This window comes from Mycobacterium sp. TKK-01-0059, assembly GCF_000709305.1.
Lineage (GTDB): Bacteria > Actinomycetota > Actinomycetes > Mycobacteriales > Mycobacteriaceae > Mycobacterium > Mycobacterium intracellulare.
The window spans coordinates 2,370,707-2,385,098 of record NZ_KL446993.1; the positions used below are offsets into that span (position 1 = coordinate 2,370,707).

Sequence of the window (14,392 nt, forward strand, 5' to 3'; positions counted from 1 at the left end):
CGGTCGGAAGCGCATGGGCCGCGCACCGATCCGCTGTAGCGTCACCGAACGTGAGCCCCACACCGCGCCGGCGTGCGACCCTGGCGTCGGTCGCGGACGAGCTCAACGTTTCGCGCACGACGATCTCGAACGCCTTCAACCGCCCCGATCAACTCTCCGCCGACCTGCGTGAACGCGTGCTCGCGACGGCCAAGCGGCTCGGCTACGCCGGTCCCGACCCGGTGGCGCGCTCGTTGCGGACCCGCAAGGCCGGCGCGGTCGGTCTGGTGATGGCCGAGCCGCTGACCTATTTCTTCAGCGACCCCGCCGCCCGGGATTTCGTCACCGGGGTGGCGCAGTCCTGCGAGGCGGCCGGGCAGGGGCTGCTGCTGGTGGCCGTGGGGCCCAGCCGCAGCCTGAAAGAGGGAACCGACGCGGTGCTGTCGGCGGGCGTGGACGGTTTCGTGGTGTATTCGGTGTGCGACGACGATCCCTACCTGCAGGTGGTGCTGCAGCGACGGCTGCCGGTCGTGGTGGTCGATCAGCCGAAGGATCTCGCCGGCGCCTCGCGGGTGGGCATCGACGACCGCGCGGCGATGCGTGAGCTCGCCGACTACGTGCTCGGGCTGGGGCATCGCGAGATCGGGCTGCTGACCATGCGGCTGGGCCGGGACCGGCGCCACGGCCTGGTGGACGCCGAGCGGTTGCGCTCGCCCGCCTTCGACGTGCAACGCGAGCGCATCATCGGCGTGTGGGAGGCGATGACGGCCGCCGGCATCGACCCGGATTCGCTGACCGTGGTGGAAAGCTACGAGCACCTGGCCGAATCGGGCGGCGCGGCCGCCAAGGTGGCGCTGGAAACCAATCCGCGCATCACCGCGCTGCTGTGCACCGCGGACATCCTGGCCCTGTCCGCCATGGATTACCTACGGGCGCATGGCATTTACGTGCCCGGCCAGCTGACCGTCACCGGATTCGACGGCGTGCCCGAGGCCATCAGCCGCGGGCTGACCACGGTGTCGCAGCCGAGCCTGCACAAGGGGCGCCGCGCGGGCGAGCTGTTGTTGAAGCCACCGCGGTCCGGTCTGCCGGTCACCGAACTCCTCGACACCGAGCTGATCCGCGGACGCACCGCCGGCCCGCCCGGGTGAGCGCCGCTATTTGGAGTCTTGGTCGCCGATCAGCAACCGCACGGCCAGATCCAGCCGCTTGCTGACGTCGGTGGCCGAGGCGCGGCGGGTGAGCCAGGCGAGCAGGTTCGACAGCCACACGTCGGAGATCACCCGGGCGATGTGGTACTGGTCCTCGGTCGGTTCGCCGTCGGCCATCGCGCGCGCGAACATGGAGTCGATCAGCTTTTCGACCTGGTCGACCTCGCTGGCCGCCGACGCGTCGGCGAAGACGTAGGCGCGCGTCATCGCCTCCGTCAGCAGCGGGTTGCGTTGCATCGCGCGGTTGAGCTTGCCCACCATGAAATTCAGCCGCTGAAAGGGTGTGCCGCCGGTCATCGCCGAGCGGTCGGTCTTGGCGTCGATGCGGCCGAACTCGCGGCCCAGCGCCGACACCAGCAGGTGCACCTTCGACGGGAAATACCGGTACAGCGTCCCCACCGCCACGTCGGCGCGATCCGCGACCGCACGCATCTGAACGGCCTCGTAGCCGCCCTTGGACGCGATGGCCATGGTGGCATCCAGGATGCGCTTGCGGCGTTCCCGCTGCGCCTCAGACCCGAGTTCGGACTCCGCCAGAACCGCCACGTTTATGACCTCACGCGGCTGCGAGTCGGAAACGCGGCTCGAACTAGCCTTGGAAGTGGCCTTGGCGTTGGCGCTGGCTGGCATGTGATGGTTTGCTCCTGTTCCGGGCGGTTCGTTTGCAAACGATACGCATTCTGCGTGTGAATTTCCCACCTCCATACCGCCGGGGACAAGCGCATGTGCTGCTGCGATGGCGTTCGACTTGACGGTCGATCACTGGCACTATTAGAACACGTTCTAGTCTTCGGTGAGCGGGTTGCGCGCCAACTGGTGGTGGGGATGTCCCCGCTCGGGCAAAGATCGGACAATCAGGACACGGGTGCCGGCCGGCCCCGTGTCACGTCGAGCCAAGGACGCGGAGGTCCTCTCAGGTGGTAGCGACCGTCACCGATGAGCAGTTTGCCGCGCGCGCCCTGGTGCGCGACTGGGCCCGCAACGCGACGTCGGGACCGGGTGGCACCGCGGCGATCCGCGAGGTCGAGCAGGGCAAGCCCGACGCGTGGCGGCCGGTGTTCTCCCGGCTGGCCGAACTGGGAATCTTCGGCGTCGCGATCCCGGAGGAATCCGGCGGGGCGGGTGGGTCCATCGAAGACCTGTGCGCGATGGTCGAGGAGGCGGCCAAAGCGCTGGTCCCGGGCCCGGTCGCGACCACCGCGCTCGCGACGCTCGTCGTCACCGACCCCGAACTGCTGGAGGCGCTGGCCGCCGGGGAGCGCTTCGCCGGGCTGGCGCTCGAAGGCGACGTCCGACTCGACCGCGCGACGTCGACGGCGTCGGGCACACTTCCGTTCGCGCTGGGCGCCTCGAACACGGTGCGCGATGGCGTGCTGCTGGCGCCCGCCGACGGCAAGTGGCTGCTGATCGACGCCGCCGGCGAGGGCGTGCGGGTCGAGCCGCTGCAGGCCACCGACTTCTCCCGGCCGCTGGCCCGGGTGGTGCTCAGCTCCGCCCCGGCCACGGTGCTGCCCGAAACCGGCACGCGCGTCGAGGAATTGGCCGCGACCGTCCTGGCCGCCGAGGCGGCCGGCATCACCCGATGGGCGCTCGAGACCGCCGTCGACTACGCCAAGGTCCGCGAGCAGTTCGGCAAGCCGATCGGCAGCTTCCAGGCCATCAAGCACCTGTGCGCCGAGATGCTGTGCCGCGCCGAGCAGGCCGAGGTGGCCGCCTCGGACGCGGCTCGCGCCGCCGCCGACGGCGACGCGTCCCAGTTCTCCATCGCGGCCGCGCTGGCCGCCAGCACCTGCATCACCACCGTGAAGGCCAACGTCAAGGACTGCATCCAGGTGCTCGGCGGCATCGGCTGCACCTGGGAGCACGACGCGCACCTGTACCTGCGCCGGGCGCACGCCATCGGCCGCTTCCTGGGCGGCCCCGAGCGCTGGCAGCGGCGCATCACCGCGCTCACCCAGGACGGCGTGCGCCGGCAGCTGGGCTTGGATCTTTCTGACCTCGACGAGGTCAGGGGCCGGCGCGCCGAGATCGCCGCGGCCGTCGCCGAGATCGCCGAACTGCCGGCCGAGAAGCGACAGGTGGGTCTGGCCGAGGCGGGCCTGCAGGCGCCGCACTGGCCCAAGCCGTACGGGCGCGCCGCATCCCCGGCCGAGCAGCTGCTGATCGATCAGGAGCTCGCCGCGGCCGGCGTCGAACGGCCGGACCTGGTGATCGGCTGGTGGGCGGCGCCGACCATCCTCGAGCACGGCACACCGGAGCAGATCGAGCAATTCGTGCCGGGCACGTTGCGCGGTGAATTCCTGTGGTGCCAACTGTTTTCCGAGCCCGGCGCGGGCTCCGACCTGGCGTCGCTGCGCACCAAAGCGGTCCGCGGTGACGGAGGCTGGCTGCTGACCGGCCAGAAGGTGTGGACGTCCGCGGCGCACAAGGCGCGCTGGGGCGTGTGCCTGGCGCGCACCGACCCCGATGCCCCGAAACACAAAGGCATCACCTACTTCCTGGTCGACATGAAATCGCCAGGCATAGACATCCGGCCGCTGCGCGAGATCACCGGCGACTCGCTGTTCAACGAGGTGTTCCTGGACAACGTGTTCGTGCCCGACGAGATGGTGGTCGGTGAGGTCAACGACGGCTGGCGGCTGGCCCGCACCACGCTGGCCAACGAGCGGGTGGCGATGGCCAACGGCACGGCGCTGGGCAACCCGATGGAAGAGCTGTTAACCCTCTTGGCGGCAAGGGAACTCGACGTCGCCGAGCAGGACCGGCTGGCGCGCCTGATCATCCTGGCCCAGACCGGCGCGCTGCTGGACCAGCGCATCGCCCAGCTCGCGGTGGGCGGCCAGGACCCCGGCGCGCAATCGAGTGTGCGCAAGCTGATCGGCGTCCGCTACCGCCAGGCGCTGGCCGAATTCACCATGGATGCCGCCGAAGGCGGCGGCCTCGTCGACCGCCGGGCCGACGGCGACCGGGCGGTGTTCGATTTCCTCAACACCCGCTGCCTGACGATCGCGGGCGGCACGGAGCAGATCCTGCTGACCGTGGCGGCCGAACGCCTGCTCGGTCTGCCGCGCTAGCCGAGATCGGCCGCGGCGGCGTGTAATTCGTGCAGCGCTTCGCATGCCATGGCGCCCAGGTCTCGGTCGTCGCCCGGTTCGCTCCAGCGTGCGTAGGCCGTCTTGAACGCCAGCGCACCGAGTTCGGCGGCCAATACCGCCGTCGGCTCGGGTATGCCGCGCGCCTGGAGTGCCTCGGCCACCGCGCGCGCCAGCCCGATTTGTTTGAGCGCGTTGCGCTCCTGGAGTTCGGTGCTGGCGGCGATCGCGGCCTTGAGCCTGGGCGCGAGCTCCCGGTTGAACGACGTGAACGCGGCCGCGGCCGATTTCAGGCCGGAGCACACGGTGGCCAGCGGCGTCGCGTCGGCCGGCGCCGTGGCGATGCCCTCGCGCAGGAGTTGCGCGATCGCGTCCTGGCCGGCCGCCAGCACGTCCCGCTTGTCCGGGAAGTGCCGAAAGAACGTGCTTTTCGTCAGGCCGGCGCGCTCGGCGATCTGCGTGACGGTCGTCTCGTCGTAGCCCCGTTCGTTGAACAGGTCGAGTGCGGCGGCGACCAGGCGTTCGCGCGCATCGGGTTCCCACCGGGCCATGGCCCCAGCCTAGTGATGCGACCATAGTCCCGTCACGGGTGTAGGGTGATGGGACAAATGTCTCATCGCGTAGAAGGAGCTGCTCGTGCGCGTATTCGTCACCGGGGCCAGCGGAGGAATCGGCTCGGCCGTCGTCACGGAACTGGTCGCCGCCGGCCATCAGGTTGTGGGCCTGGCCCGCTCGGAGGCCGCGGCGGCGACCATCGGCGGACTCGGGGGCGAGCCGCTGCGCGGCGACGTCACCGACCTCGACGTGTTGCGGGAGGCGGCCGGCGACGCCGACGGCGTTGCCTACCTGGCGTTCTCGCACGACTTCGCCGGTACCGGAGACGTGATCGGAGACGCGATCGGGGACGAGGCCCGCGCGGTCGCCGCGCTCGGCGACGCGCTCGCCGACACCGGCAAGCCGCTGGTGCTCGCCAGCGGCACCCCCGCGGTGGCCGGTCGCGCCAGCACCGAGGACGACCCGTTCAACACCGAGGGGCCGATGGCCGGGCGTGGCCGCACCGGACAAGCCGTCATCGACCTGGCCGAGCGCGGTGTCAGATCGGCCGTGGTGCGGCTGCCGCGGTCGGTCCATGACGCCGGCGGACGCTACGGCTTCGCCGGCATGCTCATTCAGCTCGCGCGCCGGCGCGGGGTGTCGGCCTTCATCGGCGACGGCGCGCAACGCTGGCCCGCGGTGCACCGCGACGACGCGGCGTCGTTGTTCCGGCTGGCCCTCGAGCAGGCCCCGCCCGGCTCGGTACTGCACGCGGTGGGTGACGAAGGCGACCCGATGCGGGCGATCGCCGAGGTGATCGGCCGCCGGCTCGGGGTGCCCGTCGAATCCGCCGCGGTCGAGGCCTTCGGCCCGCTCGGCGCCATCTTCGCGGCCGACCAGCCGTCGTCCAGCGCGCTGACCCGCCAACGATTCGACTGGAAACCCACGGGGCCAAGCCTTCTCGACGACCTCGAGACCGGCGACTACCCGGACTGAGAGATCAGGAGAAGGTGGTCTGCGCGCAGGTGCTGGGCGAGGTGATGTTGACCCCGGAGTAGACGACCTGGATGTGGGTGCAGGCGATGACGTTGTTGTCGGTCTTGGGTTGCCCCGTCTGCCAATCGGTGGAGTCGATGCGCCCGTTGGTCTGATACTTCTCCGGGGGACCCTCACCCATGTAGATCGTGGTGATCTCGTCGGAACCCATCGACTTGTGCACCCGCTCGTACTGGCCGTCGGCGTGCGCGTCGAGGTAGGCCAGCCGGTTCGAGGAGCGGATCTCGGTGGTCTGACGGGCCCACAGGCCGGGCGGGAAACCGGTCACCCCGTCGGGCGTCAGCATGTCCGCGCCGGCGGTGAAGTCGCAGTGGCCGTCGGATTTGAAGCAGTTGAGGATCACCCGCGTCTCGAGCTGGTTGGGCCCGTCCAGCGGGAACAGCGTGGTGGCCGTGTTGCTCGCCGCCGCGCACACCCCGGCGGGCAGCAACATCGGCAGCGCCGCGACCACCGCGAATCCCGACACCAGCCGCATCATCGACGCCATCCCTTCCCCGTTGCTGACCCCAAGGGTGAACCTAACCCCGCGACTACTCGTCGTAGGTCACTTCTACCGAATCAGATTCGGGGTGGGATTGACAGGCCAGGATCAGCCCCTCGTCGAGGTCCTGCTGCTCGAGCACGTCGTTGACCTCCATGTTCACCTTGCCGCTGCGCAGGGTGCAGGCGCACGCGCCGCAGTGACCCTCGCGGCAGGAGAACGGCGCGTCGAGGCCCTTGGCCAGCAGCACGTCGAGCAACTTGGCGTTGCGCGGCCACGACACCGTGTGGGTCTCGCCGTCGAGCTCCACCACCGCGGTGGCCGGCGGCTGGTCACCCTCGGGGGTGTCCTCGATCTTCACCGCGGCGAACGGATCCGATTCCAGCGACTTGAACACCTCGATATGTATTTGTGGCGCAGGCACTTTCAGCGTCTCCAGCGCCTCCTTGGCGGACTCCATGAACGCGCCCGGGCCGCAGATGTACACGGGCCGGTCCGTGTAGGGGGCCGCCAGCTTGGCCAGCGCGGCCACGCTGGGCAGGCCCTGCAGCGATTCCAGCCAGTGCACGACGGTGAGCCGGTCGGGGTATTTGGCCGACAGCTCGCGCAGCGCCTCGGCGAAGATCACCGAATCCTCGTCGCGGTTGGCGTAGACCAACGTCACCTGTCCGCCGCCGTCGGCCAGCGCCGACTTGCAGATCGACATGATCGGGGTGATCCCGCTGCCCGCGGCCATCAGCAGGAAGTCGTCGCCGAGCGTCTTCGGCACGAAATTGCCCGACGGGGCCAGCACGTGGATACGCATGCCTGCCCGCGCGTTGTCGCACAGCCAGTTGGAGGCGTACCCGTCGGCGGTCCGTTTGACCGTGACGGCCAGGGCGTCGTCGGTGAACGGCGAGCTGCACAGCGAATAGCAGCGCGCCACCGACCCGGTGCGCTCGCTGGGGACGCGCAACGTCAAGAACTGGCCCGGCGAGTAACGCAGCCGCTCGGGCGGGATGCCGGGGTCCCCTTCGTCGTCGGGCACCGCGAACACCAGCGACCGCGCATCGTCGGTCTCCGCGATGACCTCGGCGATCTGCAGTTCGAGGACGTGGTCACCGAGTGGCTCGTCGGGTACTTGGTCCAGATCCGCCTCGGTCAAGGCCCGTGCCTTCCTGTCGTTGCAACTAGAACATGTTACAGAAAAGTGGATTCGTATCGCTACCAGCCGCAGGAATACCCTGCTCGACACAAATCGGAACGTGTTCTAGTCTCTGGTGTAAGTCCGCTGTGTAAGTCTGGCCCAGGAGGCAAACTTAAGTGACGTCCATTCAACAGCGTGATGCGCAGTCGGTTCTGGCTGGCATCGATGATCTGCTCCCGCAGATCCGGGAGCGCGCTCAGGCGACGGAGGATCTGCGGCGGCTGCCCGACGAGACCGTTCAGGACCTGCAAGACGTGGGCTTCTTCACGCTGTTGCAGCCCGAGCAGTGGGGCGGCCTGCAGTGCGATCCGACGCTGTTCTACGAGGCGGTCCGGCGGCTGGCCAGCGCCTGCGGCTCCACCGGCTGGGTGAGCTCCATCATCGGCGTGCACAACTGGCACCTGGCGTTGTTCGATCAGCAGGCCCAGGAGGAGGTCTGGGGCGAGGACCCCAAGACCCGGGTTTCCTCGTCGTACGCCCCGATGGGCGCGGGCGTGGTGACCGACGGTGGCTACCTGGTCAACGGCGCATGGAACTGGTCCTCGGGCTGTGACCACGCGACGTGGGCGTTCCTGGGTGGCCCGGTGATCAAGGACGGCCGCCCCGTCGACTTCGGCAGCTTCCTGATCCCGCGCAGCGAGTACCGCATCGACGACGTGTGGCACGTCGTCGGCCTGCGCGGCACCGGCAGCAACACCGTCGTCGTCAAGGACGTCTTCGTGCCGCGGCACCGGTTTTTGTCCTACAAGGCGATGAACGACGGCACCGCCGGGGGGTATGAGACCAACACCGCGCCCGTCTACAAGATGCCTTGGGGCACAATGCATCCCACCACCATCTCGGCGCCGATCGTCGGCATGGCCTACGGCGCCTACGCCGCGCACGTCGAGCACCAGGGCAAGCGGGTGCGCGCGGCGTTCGCCGGCGAGAAGGCCAAGGACGACCCCTTCGCCAAGGTCCGCATCGCCGAGGCGGCCAGCGACATCGACGCGGCGTGGCGCCAGCTGAGCGGCAACGTCGCCGACGAGTACGCGCTGCTGTCGGCCGGCAAGGAGATCCCGTTCGAGCTGCGCGCCCGCGCCCGCCGCGACCAGGTGCGCGCCACCGGCCGGGCCATCGCCTCCATCGACCGGTTGTTCGAGGCGTCCGGCGCCACCGCCCTGGCCAACGACCAACCGGTGCAACGGTTCTGGCGCGACGCGCACGCCGGCCGGGTGCACGCGGCGAACGACCCCGAGCGGGCCTACCAGATCTTCGGGAACAACGAGTTCGGGCTGCCACCCGGCGACACCATGGTCTAGCCATGCGCGCCGACGACGATAGACAGGGCAGTGCGATCTGAGATGGGTAGGAGGAGCGGCGCTAAGTGACCGCAACCGAGGAGATCACCTTCGAGTCCACCTCGCGCTTCATCGAGGTCGACGTCGACGGGCCGCTCAAGCTGCACTACCACGAGGCGGGGGTCGGCAACGACCAGACGATCGTGCTGCTGCACGGCGGCGGTCCCGGGGCGGCGAGCTGGACGAACTGGTCGCGCAACATCCCGGTGTTGGCCGAGCGGTTCCACGTGCTCGCCGTCGACCAGCCCGGTTACGGGCATTCGGACAAGCGCGCCGAGCACGGGCAGTTCAACCACTACGCGGCCAGGGGGCTCAAGGGCCTCTTCGACCACCTGGGCCTGGGACGCGTTCCGCTGGTGGGCAATTCGCTGGGCGGCGGCACCGCGGTCCGGTTCGCCCTGGACTACCCCGACTTGGCCGGGCGCCTGGTCCTGATGGGGCCGGGCGGGTTGAGTATCAACCTGTTCGCCCCCGACCCCACCGAGGGCGTCAAGCGGCTGGGCAGGTTCTCGGCCGAGCCCACCCGGGAGAACCTCGAGGCGTTCCTGCGGGTGATGGTCTACGACCAGAAACTGATCACCGACGAATTGATCGACGAGCGGTTCGCGTTGGCCAGCACGCCGGAATCGTTGACGGCGACGCGGGCGATGGGAATGTCGTTCGCGGGCGCCGATTTCGAGCTCGGCATGATGTGGCGCGAGGTGCACCGCCTGCGCCAGCCCGTGCTGCTGATCTGGGGGCGTGAGGACCGGGTCAACCCGCTGGACGGGTCGCTGGTCGCGCTCAAGACCATCAAGCGTGCGCAGCTGCACGTTTTCGGGCAGTGTGGGCATTGGGCGCAGGTGGAGAAGTTCGACGAGTTCAACAAGCTCACCATCGATTTCCTGGGAGGTGCGTGATGAGCATCCGTTCGCTGGGTTATCTGCGCATCGAGGCCACCGACATGGCGGCCTGGCGTGAGTACGGGTGCAAGGTCCTCGGCATGGTCGAGGGCAGCGGCAACACCGAGGGCGCCCTGTATCTGCGGATGGACGACTTCCCCGCGCGGCTGGTGATCGTGCCCGGCGAGCGCGACCACCTCATGGAGGCCGGCTGGGAGTGCGCGAACGCCGAAGGCCTGCAAGAGATCCGGGATCGCCTCGACGTCGAGGGCGTCCCCTACAAGGAAGCCACCGCCGCGCAACTGGCGGACCGCCGGGTCGTCGAGATGATCCGGTTCTCCGACCCGTCGGGCAATTGCCTGGAGGTCTTCCACGGCGTCGCCCTGGAACACCGCCGGGTGGTCAGCCCCTACGGGCACAAGTTCGTCACCGGTGAGCAGGGCCTGGGGCACGTGGTGTTGTCCACCCGCGACGACGACGAGGCGCTGCACTTCTACCGCGACGTGCTCGGGTTCAAGCTGCGCGACTCGATGCGGATGCCGCCGCAGGTGGTGGGCCGCCCCGCCGACGGGGCGCCCGCCTGGTTGCGATTCTTCGGCTGCAACCCGCGCCATCACAGCCTGGCCTTCCTGCCGCTGCCCACACCGAGCGGCATCGTGCACCTGATGATGGAGGTCGAGGACGTCGACGACGTGGGGCTGTGCCTGGACCGGGCGCTGCGCCGCAAGGTGCCCATGTCGGCCACCCTGGGCCGTCACGTCAACGACCTCATGCTGTCGTTCTACATGAAGACACCCGGCGGATTCGACATCGAATTCGGTTGCGAGGGAAGGCAAGTCGAAGACGACGACTGGGTCGCCCGGGAAAGCACCGCGGTCAGCCTGTGGGGCCACGACTTCACGGTCGGCATGCGCGGCTGACCATGTCGGCGCCCATCGATCCGCGGACCTTCCGGCAGGTGCTGGGGCAGTTCTGCACCGGCATCACCATCATCACCACCGTGCACGACGACGTCCCCGTCGGCTTCGCCTGCCAGTCGTTTGCGGCGCTGTCGCTGGACCCGCCGCTGGTGCTGTTCTGCCCGACCAAGGTGTCGCGGTCCTGGAAGGCCATCGAGGCCTCCGGCCGGTTCTGCGTCAACATGCTGACCGAGAACCAGAAGCACGTCTCGGCCCGGTTCGGCTCCAAGGAGCCCGACAAGTTCGCCGGCATCGACTGGCACCTTTCCGATCTCGGTTCACCGATCATCGACGGGTCGCTGGCCTACATCGACTGCACCGTGGCCTCCGCGCACGACGGCGGCGACCACTTCGTGGTGTTCGGTGCGGTGCAATCGCTTTCGGAGGCCCCCAAGATCAAGCCGCGGCCGCTGCTGTTCTATCGCGGTGAGTACACCGGCATCGAGCCGGACAAGACGACGCCGGCGCAGTGGCGCGACGACCTGGAAGCCTTCCTCACCACCACCACCCAGGACACCTGGCTGTAGGGGTTCTCAAGGGCGTAACGCCACGGCGACTTCGCGCGCGTTTTTCCGCCGTGGCGTTACGCCTGCGGGACACCCGGCCGCCGTAACGCCCCGCGTTGGGCCCAGAATGGTTTCATGACGCTGGATCTGGGCGCGTACTTCGACCGCATCGACTATCGCGGCGCCGCCGAGCCGAATCTCGAGGTGCTGCAGGATCTGATGACCGCGCACACCGGGTCGATCCCGTTCGAGAACCTCGATCCGCTGATGGGGGTGCCGGTCGACGACCTGAGCCCCGAAGCCCTCACCGACAAGCTGGTGTACCGGCGCCGGGGCGGCTACTGCTACGAGCAGAACGGCCTGATGGGTTACGTGCTGGCCGAGATCGGGTTCCGGGTGCGCCGCCTGGCCGGGCGGGTGGTCTGGATGCAGCCGCCCGACGCGCCGCTGGGAGCCCAGACGCACACGGCGCTGGCTGTGACGTTCCCGGGCTCGCAGGGCTCCTATCTGGTCGACGTCGGTTTCGGTGGCCAGACGCTGACGTCCCCCATCCGCTTCGAGACCGGAAACGCCCAGCAGACAACGCACGAGCCGTACCGGCTCAACGACCGCGGCGACGGCCTGGTGCTGCAAGCCCTGGTCCGCGACGAGTGGAAACCGCTGTACGTGTTCGGCACCCAGACCGTGCCGCAGATCGATCTGCGGGTGGGCAGCTGGTACGTCTCCACGCACCCCGAGTCGCACTTCGTGACCGGGCTGATGGCCGCCCTGACGACCGCCGACGCCCGCTACAACCTGGCCGGCCGCCACCTGACCGTCCACCGCGCCGACGGCAGCGAGAAGATCCGCCTGGACGACGCGGCGGCGGTCGTCGACGTGCTCGGTGAGCGATTCGGCATCGACGTGGCCGGCATCGGCGAGCGCGGTGCGCTCGAGGCGCGCATCGGGCGGGTGCTGGACGCGTAGGCGCGGCGCGGCTAGCGGGCCGAAAGCCACGGGCCGAGCCGTCGCACCGCTTCCTCGATGTCGGCGGTGGGCCCGGCGAACGACAGCCGGACGAACGAATTGCCGCGGGTGGTATCGAAGTCGATGCCGGGCGCGATGGCGATGCCGGTCTCTTCCAACAGTTTCGAGCAGAACTCCATCGAGTTGTCGGTGAAGTCCGAGACGTCGGCGTACACGTAGAAGGCGCCGTCGGTGGGGGCCAGGCGCTCGACACCGATGCTGCGCAGCCCGTCGAGCAGCAGCGAGCGGTTGGTCGCGTAGTGGTGCAGGTGGCCGTCGGCTTCGGCGGTGGCCTCCGGGGTGAAGGCCGCCACCGCCGCCAGCTGCGAGAGCACGGGCGGGCAGATCGTGAAATTCCCGGTTAGGCGATCCACCGCGCGGCGTAACTCGGCCGGCACCAGCAGCCAGCCCAGCCGCCAGCCCGTCATCGCGTAGTACTTCGAAAAGCTGTTGACCACCACGGCATTTCGCGATGTCTGCCACGCGCAGCTGGTCTGCGGCGCGCCCTCGTAGACCAGCCCGTGGTACACCTCGTCGCTGATCAGCCGCGCCCCGGAGGCGTCGCACCAGGCGGCGATCGCGGCCAGCTCCTCCGGCGCGATGACCGTTCCGGTGGGGTTGGCGGGGCTCGCCACGATGACGCCCTGCACCGGGGGGTCGAGCTCGGCGAGCATCCGCGCGGTGGGCTGGAAGCGAGTCTGCGGCCCGCAGGGGATCTCCACGACCTCACATCCCAAGGCCGACAAGATGTTTCGGTAGCACGGATAGCCGGGGCTGGCCAGGGCCACCCGGTCGCCGGCGTCGAAGCAGGCCAGGAAGGTCAGCAGGAAGCCGCCCGAGGAGCCCGTGGTGATCACCACGGCGTCGGGTTCGACGTCGAGGCCGTGCTGGCGCCGGTAATCCGCGGCGATCGCGGCACGCAGCTCGGGGGTGCCCAGCGACACCGAGTAGCCCAGCTGGTTGGAATGCACGGCCGCCGCGGCGGCCGCGCGCACCGGCTCGGGCGCCCCGACGCTGGGTTGGCCCGCCGACAGGTTGACCAGATCGCCGTGGCTGCGCTGGCGTTCGGCGGCCGCCAACCAGACATCCATCACGTAGAACGGTGGGATGCCCGCGCGCAGCGAGACACGATCGGTCACGGCGTGTTGAGTACCTCGGATTCCAGCCGGTTAAGCAGCTCCTGCGGCGTGTCTAGCAGGTGCGCGCTGCCGTGGGCGCGTTTGAAGTACAGGTGCATGTCGTGTTCCCACGTGATCGCGATGCCGCCGTGCAACTGGATGCCCTCGGCGGCCACCGTGTTCAGCGCCTCGGTGGCGGCCAGCCGTGCCGCGGCGGCGTTGGTGGGTGAAGGGTCCTCACAGGCGTCGGATACGACGGCCTTCGCCGCGGCGACCGTGACATACAGGTCGGCCATTCGATGCTTGAGCGCCTGAAAGCTGCCGATCGGCCGGCCGAATTGCACTCGGTCCTTGGCGTATTCGACGGTCAGCTCCAGACAGCGCTGCGCGGCGCCGATCTGCTCGGCGGCCAGCAGGACGGCAGCCTTGTCCGCCAGGCCGGGGTCCGCGCCGATCGCCTCGGCCTCCTGCGGTTGCACCCGGGCCAGGCGCCGGGTCGGGTCCATGGTGGTGACGGCCTGCGCGCTGAATCGGGTCCACCTGCTCAGCCGGCCGTCCTCGACGGCGACCACGACGTCGGCGATGTCGCCGTTGACCACGTAGTCGGGATCGAGCACCAGCGCGCCGATCGCGGTGCCCTCGGCCAGGCCCTCCAGCGTCGCGGCGTCCGGCTCGGGGGCGCTCAGCAGCGCCAGCTCGGCCAGCGTGGTGCCCAGCAGCGGGGAGGGCACCAGGGCGCGGCCCAGCTCCTGCAAAACCACTGCGGCGTCGGCCAATTCACCGCCAGCGCCGCCCAGTTCCTCCGGTATCACCAGGGCCGCGGCGCCGACCTGCTCGCACAGCAGCCGCCAGAGCGATTCGTCGTAGCCTCGGTCGGACTCCATGGCGGCGCGCACCGCCGCCGGGCCGGCGTGCTTGGCGACCAGCGCGGCCACCGTCTCGCGGAGCAGCTCGCGTTCTTCAGTCATTGGCGCCGCTCCTTCTCATCGCTACGCTCTGCATCGTCGCGGCGCGAGTCATGGGCGCCGCTCCTTCTCATCGCTA

At 69.4% G+C, this 14,392-nt stretch carries 14 protein-coding genes; 8 read left to right on the forward strand and 6 right to left on the reverse strand.

Features of this window, described 5'->3' with window-relative positions:
• The first annotated feature begins 50 nt into the window (after window positions 1–50).
• Complete coding sequence (locus tag K883_RS11470) at window positions 51–1,130, forward strand: LacI family DNA-binding transcriptional regulator (RefSeq protein ID WP_009957019.1); 1,080 nt, start codon at window positions 51–53, stop codon at window positions 1,128–1,130.
• A gap of 6 nt (window positions 1,131–1,136) precedes the next feature.
• Here the strand turns inward: K883_RS11470 and kstR are convergent, their stop codons facing one another.
• A complete protein-coding gene (kstR, locus tag K883_RS11475) occupies window positions 1,137–1,736 on the reverse strand; it encodes a cholesterol catabolism transcriptional regulator KstR (RefSeq protein WP_008263559.1) in 600 nt (199 codons plus the stop codon).
• A 371-nt stretch (window positions 1,737–2,107) separates the two neighbouring features.
• Between kstR and K883_RS11480 the strand changes: the two genes are divergently transcribed.
• Entirely contained in the window at window positions 2,108–4,264 is a 2,157-nt protein-coding gene (locus K883_RS11480; RefSeq protein WP_020821496.1) for an acyl-CoA dehydrogenase, read from the forward strand.
• Here K883_RS11480 and K883_RS11485 read toward each other — a convergent pair.
• Window positions 4,261–4,833 carry a TetR/AcrR family transcriptional regulator gene (locus K883_RS11485; protein WP_020821497.1) on the reverse strand — a complete coding sequence of 191 codons (573 nt, stop codon included), beginning with the start codon at window positions 4,831–4,833 and terminating at the stop codon, window positions 4,261–4,263. The two genes, K883_RS11480 and K883_RS11485, sit on opposite strands and share 4 nt — an antisense overlap.
• Before the next feature lie 85 nt (window positions 4,834–4,918).
• Between K883_RS11485 and K883_RS11490 the strand changes: the two genes are divergently transcribed.
• Window positions 4,919–5,812, forward strand: coding sequence for an SDR family oxidoreductase (locus tag K883_RS11490; RefSeq protein WP_036454498.1), 894 nt, complete (start codon window positions 4,919–4,921; stop codon window positions 5,810–5,812).
• A 4-nt stretch (window positions 5,813–5,816) separates the two neighbouring features.
• Here the strand turns inward: K883_RS11490 and K883_RS11495 are convergent, their stop codons facing one another.
• Window positions 5,817–6,350 (reverse strand): hypothetical protein, encoded by a 534-nt coding sequence (locus K883_RS11495; protein ID WP_008263570.1) that lies wholly within the window; start codon window positions 6,348–6,350, stop codon window positions 5,817–5,819.
• Window positions 6,351–6,402: 52 nt separating this feature from the next.
• Complete coding sequence (locus tag K883_RS11500; protein ID WP_036454500.1) at window positions 6,403–7,497, reverse strand: ferredoxin--NADP reductase; 1,095 nt, start codon at window positions 7,495–7,497, stop codon at window positions 6,403–6,405.
• A gap of 158 nt (window positions 7,498–7,655) precedes the next feature.
• Here K883_RS11500 and hsaA point away from each other — a divergent pair, with 158 nt between their 5' ends.
• The 5 genes from hsaA to K883_RS11525 all read left to right on the forward strand — a co-directional run bounded on the left by hsaA (window position 7,656) and on the right by K883_RS11525 (window position 12,191).
• Window positions 7,656–8,840 carry a 3-hydroxy-9,10-secoandrosta-1,3,5(10)-triene-9,17-dione monooxygenase oxygenase subunit gene (gene hsaA / locus K883_RS11505; protein WP_008263572.1) on the forward strand — a complete coding sequence of 395 codons (1,185 nt, stop codon included), beginning with the start codon at window positions 7,656–7,658 and terminating at the stop codon, window positions 8,838–8,840.
• 65 nt (window positions 8,841–8,905) lie between these two features.
• Window positions 8,906–9,778 (forward strand): 4,5:9,10-diseco-3-hydroxy-5,9,17-trioxoandrosta-1(10),2-diene-4-oate hydrolase, encoded by an 873-nt coding sequence (hsaD, locus tag K883_RS11510; RefSeq protein WP_036454502.1) that lies wholly within the window; start codon window positions 8,906–8,908, stop codon window positions 9,776–9,778.
• Window positions 9,778–10,680 (forward strand): iron-dependent extradiol dioxygenase HsaC, encoded by a 903-nt coding sequence (gene hsaC, locus K883_RS11515; protein ID WP_036454503.1) that lies wholly within the window; start codon window positions 9,778–9,780, stop codon window positions 10,678–10,680. Before hsaD ends, hsaC begins: the two co-directional genes overlap by 1 nt.
• A gap of 2 nt (window positions 10,681–10,682) precedes the next feature.
• Window positions 10,683–11,246, forward strand: a complete 564-nt coding sequence (hsaB, locus tag K883_RS11520) for a 3-hydroxy-9,10-secoandrosta-1,3,5(10)-triene-9,17-dione monooxygenase reductase subunit (RefSeq protein ID WP_008263575.1) — start codon at window positions 10,683–10,685, stop codon at window positions 11,244–11,246.
• A 114-nt stretch (window positions 11,247–11,360) separates the two neighbouring features.
• Entirely contained in the window at window positions 11,361–12,191 is an 831-nt protein-coding gene (locus tag K883_RS11525) for an arylamine N-acetyltransferase family protein (protein WP_036454505.1), read from the forward strand.
• 11 nt (window positions 12,192–12,202) lie between these two features.
• Here K883_RS11525 and K883_RS11530 read toward each other — a convergent pair whose 3' ends face one another.
• Complete coding sequence (locus K883_RS11530) at window positions 12,203–13,369, reverse strand: pyridoxal phosphate-dependent aminotransferase (RefSeq protein ID WP_036454507.1); 1,167 nt, start codon at window positions 13,367–13,369, stop codon at window positions 12,203–12,205.
• Complete coding sequence (locus K883_RS11535) at window positions 13,366–14,316, reverse strand: acyl-CoA dehydrogenase IpdE2 (protein WP_036454509.1); 951 nt, start codon at window positions 14,314–14,316, stop codon at window positions 13,366–13,368. Before K883_RS11535 ends, K883_RS11530 begins: the two co-directional genes overlap by 4 nt.
• Window positions 14,317–14,392: the final 76 nt, after the last annotated feature.